Origin of the sequence: Methylobacterium sp. E-041 (genome assembly GCF_022829665.1) — a bacterium.
In the GTDB taxonomy this organism is placed as follows: Bacteria; Pseudomonadota; Alphaproteobacteria; order Rhizobiales; family Beijerinckiaceae; genus Methylobacterium.
The window spans coordinates 1-4,676 of the sequence record NZ_JAKSYQ010000080.1 but is presented as its reverse complement, the minus strand read 5'-3'; the positions used below and the strand labels follow the sequence as shown (position 1 = coordinate 4,676).

Genomic DNA, 4,676 nt, shown 5'->3' with positions numbered 1-4,676 from the left:
CGCGGGCATGTCGAAGCGTACCAAGCGGACCGCACGAGCCCTTCTCTGGATCACGTCGCTGGCCCTCTGCTGCTTTGCGGCCGTCATGCTGATGCAGATCAACCGGCCCCCGGATCAGTTGGCGAGGCGGTTGGGAGAAGGAGAGCCCATCACAACGGGCTCGATACCGCCCACGGCTATGCGGTGGGGTGGAGCAGCGCCCTGGCGTCTGTCAAGCCTCTCCGAGCGGTCTTTTGGCGCGGAGTAATATCCGAGGTGCCCGGCGACGCATTCCACGCGCTTCCGGGTCCACGATCGAACGTACCGAAACGGGGTGGAGTTTGGGTCTTCCATTCTCCGGACGACCGACGGGAGAAGGCTGTCGCTTCTGGCGGCATGCGAGGAGAACCATCTTGCGCTCATCCATCATTGCCGCCGCCCTGTTCGCCGCGCTCGGCGCAGCGTCGCTCTCCACGTCCGCCTCCGCTGCACCCATGGGCCCGTCCGCCGCTGTGGCCGCACCCGCCGAGCTGGTGACGAATGTCCGCATGGAGCGCCGGATGATGCATCGTCGTATGATGCGCCGGCCGATGATGCGCCACCGCATGCATCGTCGGGGCATGATGCGCCACGGCATGTAAACCAGTTCGGGCCCGTATGGCCTTGACGAGGCTCAGCCCGCCCGGCACCGCCGCGGCGGGCTTCGCTCTTTGGAACGTCGCGTGAGGGCCATCCGTTTGGCCTGCGAGCGCCCCGCTTTGGTGCGCCCGAGACGTCTAGGAACTTCTATGAGCATCGGCACCGTAAAGTGGTTCAACGAGACCAAGGGCTACGGCTTCATCGAGCCGAACGACGGCGGCAAGGATGTGTTCGTTCACATCTCGGCCGTCGAGCGCGCCGGGATGCAAAACCTGGTCGAGGGCCAGAAGGTCTCTTACGAGGAAGAGACCGACAAGCGCAGCGGCAAGCTGTCTGCCGGCAATCTGAAGGCAGCCTAAAACTGTCCCGTCCGGGGGATGGGCAAAGCACCTGAAAAGCCCGCCTCCGGCAGAGTCGGCGCCCCGAACCTACAGTGCTTGGGTGCGCTGATCGGGGCGCATCAGGGTCGCCTTACGGTCGGACACCTTCCACACCGGCAACGACCCTTCGCGGACGAACATAGCGAACGCCTCGGTCGCTTCCGCACTCGCGATAGCACCCCCTCCTTTCACGGCGCGACCCACGACGCAGGCCCCTTCGAGACCATTCGCGCAAGGCGCACTGCCCTCGATCGCGAAGATCACCCCTGATCGGTCTGGCCTCAGCGCGTTCGGCAATGCGGCGATCTTGCGCCAGAGACAGTACCACCGCACGCACACCTCAGGGCGATCCTGATAGATCCCGCACGCCGTGCCAGTGCTATGCCGACAGAGAACGCCCGCAGGCTTGGCAAGCACCTCGATCGCGGGAACCCGGCAGCAAGCCGTGCACGGTCCGCACGTTCGGCCTGGAACAAGGGCACCTACGGCCGGTGTGGTCGGAGGGTGCTTCGGGGTCAAATCGTTCCGTTCCCGATGCGGTGCGTGAAGGTCTGCGATCCGATCGAGGATCACGTCGGGCAACTTCTGAGCTACGCGCTGAGAATGCAGGCCCACCTCCGCGAGGCCGTGGCTCACCCCGCGCGGCAAGCCTCATGGAGACCCTCGCAGCGTCGACTTAGCGGGACCTGCGGTCGTGTCGACCCGGCGGGTGGTTCAAAGGCTCTTGGTCGTCACCCCGAGCGCGAGCAGAGCGTAGGCGCCGATGAAGAACCACTGCCGGTGCGCGAGCACCGTGCGCCCGACCATCGGGACCTTCGTGTAGAGGCTGGCGACCGCCAGGCCGATCAGCACTGCGGAAGCGAGGAAGGTGAGTAGGCGCGGGGCGGACAAGGTCGGCATGCCGCGATTTTCACGCGCGTGCGGTTGCCAAGCCGTTACCGTGCCAGACGCTCGTCGCATCCCGGCAGGATAGCCCCAGCGACGGCGTCGTCGAGACGCGGTGAGATCCGGGATTCCCCCCGTCCCGTGAGCAGACCGGGGCGGGGCCGAACCGTACGCGTTCACGTGCCACAGGAACGAGCCCTGCAGCGATCGGTTTGCCCTGCTCATCCGGCGGGGGCGTATCGATCCGCCCCCTGGAACGACAGGAGAGCGACGATGGCGAATGCAGGCAAGCACGGCATGCACCCTGGAAGCCAGGGCAAGGGATCGGGCTCGGGAGCGATGACCGAGTTGCCGGAAGGCGTGATCGAGGACAACGCGGTGCTCAGCAATCGCGACAAGGCCCAGCATGGGGATGAGCGCGGCCTGGACAGCAAGACCGTGCAGACCGAGCAGTACCAGGATCACTCGGCCAATCGGCTGGGGGATGACAAGGACCAAGCGCAGGGCGGCGGCGACGCCGGAAATCCCTAGCCTCGCGACAACCCGCCCGGTCCATCGGGCGGGTTTCCCGTACCGTTATCCGCCCCGCAGGCTCTCGGCGAAATCCTCCGGCACCTCGCCGAACTGCCCAGGAGCGTTGCGCCTTCCAGCTCGCCGGTCTCGTCGGCGGCGTTCTTGAACACGCCGTCTATACCAGCACCTCACCCGTACCCGTCATCTCGACGAGCACATTTCCGAGGTAGGCTCCCAGGCGCTTCAGGGCGCCCCGATCCGGGGCGTCGATCCAGAAACCGATAAGGGCAGGCTTACCGTCCAGACGACGCAGCACCGACTCGGCCATCAGAGCCGCCTCCCGCTCGGTCGAGGCGAACAGGGTACGCTGGGCGCCGGCCGCTAAGATCGTGATTTCGAAGGGGGTGACGCTTGGCATACCAAGCCAACGTGTTGCGCTGCAAAATCGTTGCGTGCCGGACCCCATGACGGTTGGCAGCGTTCTGCTGACCCGTGCCGACCTTGAGGCCGTGCGAATTTGGGGCACGAAGTTCGAGATGCGGACGCCGCGCCCCACGACGCAGGTCGGCGCGCTGCCGATCGCGGTGGCCGGCTGATTGAGCGCCCGCCTCTCGATCGAGGGCGCACCTCTTACGCCGGGACGGCCTGGATCACGTTGCGCAGGGTGCCGAGGCCGACGATCTCCGTCTCCATCACATCGCCCGGCTTGAGGAATTCGGGCGGCTTGCGCGCGTTGCCGATGCCGGGGGGCGTGCCGGTGGCGATGATGTCGCCGGGCACGAGGGTGAGGCCGTGCGACAGCTCGGCGATGATGCGGGCGACCTTGAAGTACATCTGAGCGGTCGAGGCGTCCTGTTTCACCACGCCGTTGACGCGGGTCAGCAGACGGAGATTCGAGGGATCGAGGTCGGATGCAGGCACGATCCACGGGCCGATCGGTCCGTACCCGTCCAGGCTCTTCCCCTTGAACCACTGCCCGCCGTGCAGCTTGATCTGCATGTCGCGCGCCGTGGTGTCGTTGATGACGCTGTAGCCGAACACGTGGGCCATCGCGTCGGCTTCTGTGATGTTGCGTCCGCCCGTGCCGATGATGACGGCGAGCTCGACCTCCCAGTCGATCGCCGTCGACACCGAAGCATCGTAGGGGATCGGGTCGTAGGGGCCGTTGATCGTGTTGACGCCCTTGGTGAAGAACACGGGATGGGCGGGGTACTCGGCGTTCGTCCCCCGGACGGCCTGACCCTCGGCGAAGTGCTCCAAGTAGTTCCAGCCGACCGCGTAGATGTTGCGCGTCGGTGCCGGGATCGGCGCCAGCAGCCGCACCGTCTCGACCTGCGGGCCATCCCCGGCGGCCGCGGCCCGGCGCACGGCATCGAGCGCGGCCGGTCCTGCCGTGATGAGCGAGACCATCTGCGCCGGATCCACGCCCGGCACTCCAACCTGCGTCAGGTCGACGACGCGCCCGTCCGAGCGGACCACACCGAGCCGCGGCGTGCTGCCCGCGTCGGGTGCGAAGGTGACGAGACGCAGAGCCTCTCCGCTCGGCGGGGGTATCGGATGCCCCGGACCCGAGGCTGGCGCCTGCGCCGAGGCTGACCCGACCAGGGCCCCGACCGCCGTCGCGGCGGCCGTGAGATGCAGGAAGTCGCGCCGAGTGCTCATCGATGGTCCTCCGCAGCGCTCGCCCTTCATCGGGGCAAGTCGCGCGAGCGAATTTTGAATTCATATGATGCGGGATGCAATCGGGCTCGCGCAGCGTGCCTTGCCCTTTCGCGCTTTGGCGGCGCACGATGTCGGGATGTGCAACCTCTACAGCCTCGACAGGGGCCAGGACGCGATCCGCAAGGCCTTCGGGGTCGAGCGCGACGAGACCGGCAACCTGCCGCCGCTGCCGGCGATCTTCCCCGACCAGATGGCGCCGGTGGTGCGTTTGGCCGAGGGCGAGCGCGCGTTGGCGATGATGCGCTGGGGCTTCCCCTCGCCGTCGAGCAAGGGGCCGCAGCACCCGGTCACGAACGTGCGGAACGTGAGGTCGCCCTACTGGCGCCCGTGGCTGAAGCCGGAGCAGCGCTGCCTCGTGCCGGTATCCTCGTTCAGCGAGTACGCGGACACCAAGCCGCGCAAGACGCCGGTGTGGTTCGCGCTCGACGAGGACCGGCCGCTGTTCGCCTTCGCCGGGATCTGGCGACCGTGGACGGGCGTGCGCGGCCCGAAGCGCGACGAGCCCGTCGAGGAGGAACACCGGCTCTACGCCTTCCTCACGACGGAGGCGAACGGCGT

8 protein-coding genes are annotated in these 4,676 nt (G+C 67.2%); 5 read left to right on the top strand and 3 right to left on the bottom strand.

The genetic code is table 11. The annotated features are described in order from the left end of the window. Nucleotides 1–392 precede the first annotated feature (392 nt). Nucleotides 393–620 (top strand): hypothetical protein, encoded by a 228-nt coding sequence (locus tag MKK70_RS07920; protein WP_147726453.1) that lies wholly within the window; start codon nucleotides 393–395, stop codon nucleotides 618–620. A 147-nt stretch (nucleotides 621–767) separates the two neighbouring features. Next, nucleotides 768–977 (top strand): cold-shock protein, encoded by a 210-nt coding sequence (locus MKK70_RS07915; protein ID WP_147726454.1) that lies wholly within the window; start codon nucleotides 768–770, stop codon nucleotides 975–977. Nucleotides 978–1,712: 735 nt separating this feature from the next. Here MKK70_RS07915 and MKK70_RS07910 read toward each other — a convergent pair. Next, nucleotides 1,713–1,898 carry a hypothetical protein gene (locus MKK70_RS07910; RefSeq protein ID WP_147841692.1) on the bottom strand — a complete coding sequence of 62 codons (186 nt, stop codon included), beginning with the start codon at nucleotides 1,896–1,898 and terminating at the stop codon, nucleotides 1,713–1,715. A gap of 258 nt (nucleotides 1,899–2,156) precedes the next feature. Between MKK70_RS07910 and MKK70_RS07905 the strand changes: the two genes are divergently transcribed. Further along, nucleotides 2,157–2,414: a hypothetical protein gene (locus MKK70_RS07905; protein ID WP_147841691.1), complete on the top strand. Its 258-nt coding sequence runs from the start codon at nucleotides 2,157–2,159 to the stop codon at nucleotides 2,412–2,414. Nucleotides 2,415–2,571: 157 nt separating this feature from the next. On the opposite strand, the gene MKK70_RS07900 is transcribed toward MKK70_RS07905, so the two are convergent. After that, entirely contained in the window at nucleotides 2,572–2,814 is a 243-nt protein-coding gene (locus MKK70_RS07900; RefSeq protein ID WP_147726460.1) for a hypothetical protein, read from the bottom strand. A 46-nt stretch (nucleotides 2,815–2,860) separates the two neighbouring features. Between MKK70_RS07900 and MKK70_RS30565 the strand changes: the two genes are divergently transcribed. Next, nucleotides 2,861–2,992 (top strand): hypothetical protein, encoded by a 132-nt coding sequence (locus tag MKK70_RS30565; protein ID WP_279593219.1) that lies wholly within the window; start codon nucleotides 2,861–2,863, stop codon nucleotides 2,990–2,992. Between the two features lie 34 nt (nucleotides 2,993–3,026). Here MKK70_RS30565 and MKK70_RS07895 read toward each other — a convergent pair whose 3' ends face one another. Next, complete coding sequence (locus MKK70_RS07895) at nucleotides 3,027–4,058, bottom strand: fumarylacetoacetate hydrolase family protein (protein WP_147726462.1); 1,032 nt, start codon at nucleotides 4,056–4,058, stop codon at nucleotides 3,027–3,029. A gap of 136 nt (nucleotides 4,059–4,194) precedes the next feature. Here MKK70_RS07895 and MKK70_RS07890 point away from each other — a divergent pair. Further along, the coding region (locus MKK70_RS07890; protein ID WP_243946720.1) for an SOS response-associated peptidase at nucleotides 4,195–4,676 on the top strand (482 nt) is incomplete at its 3' end.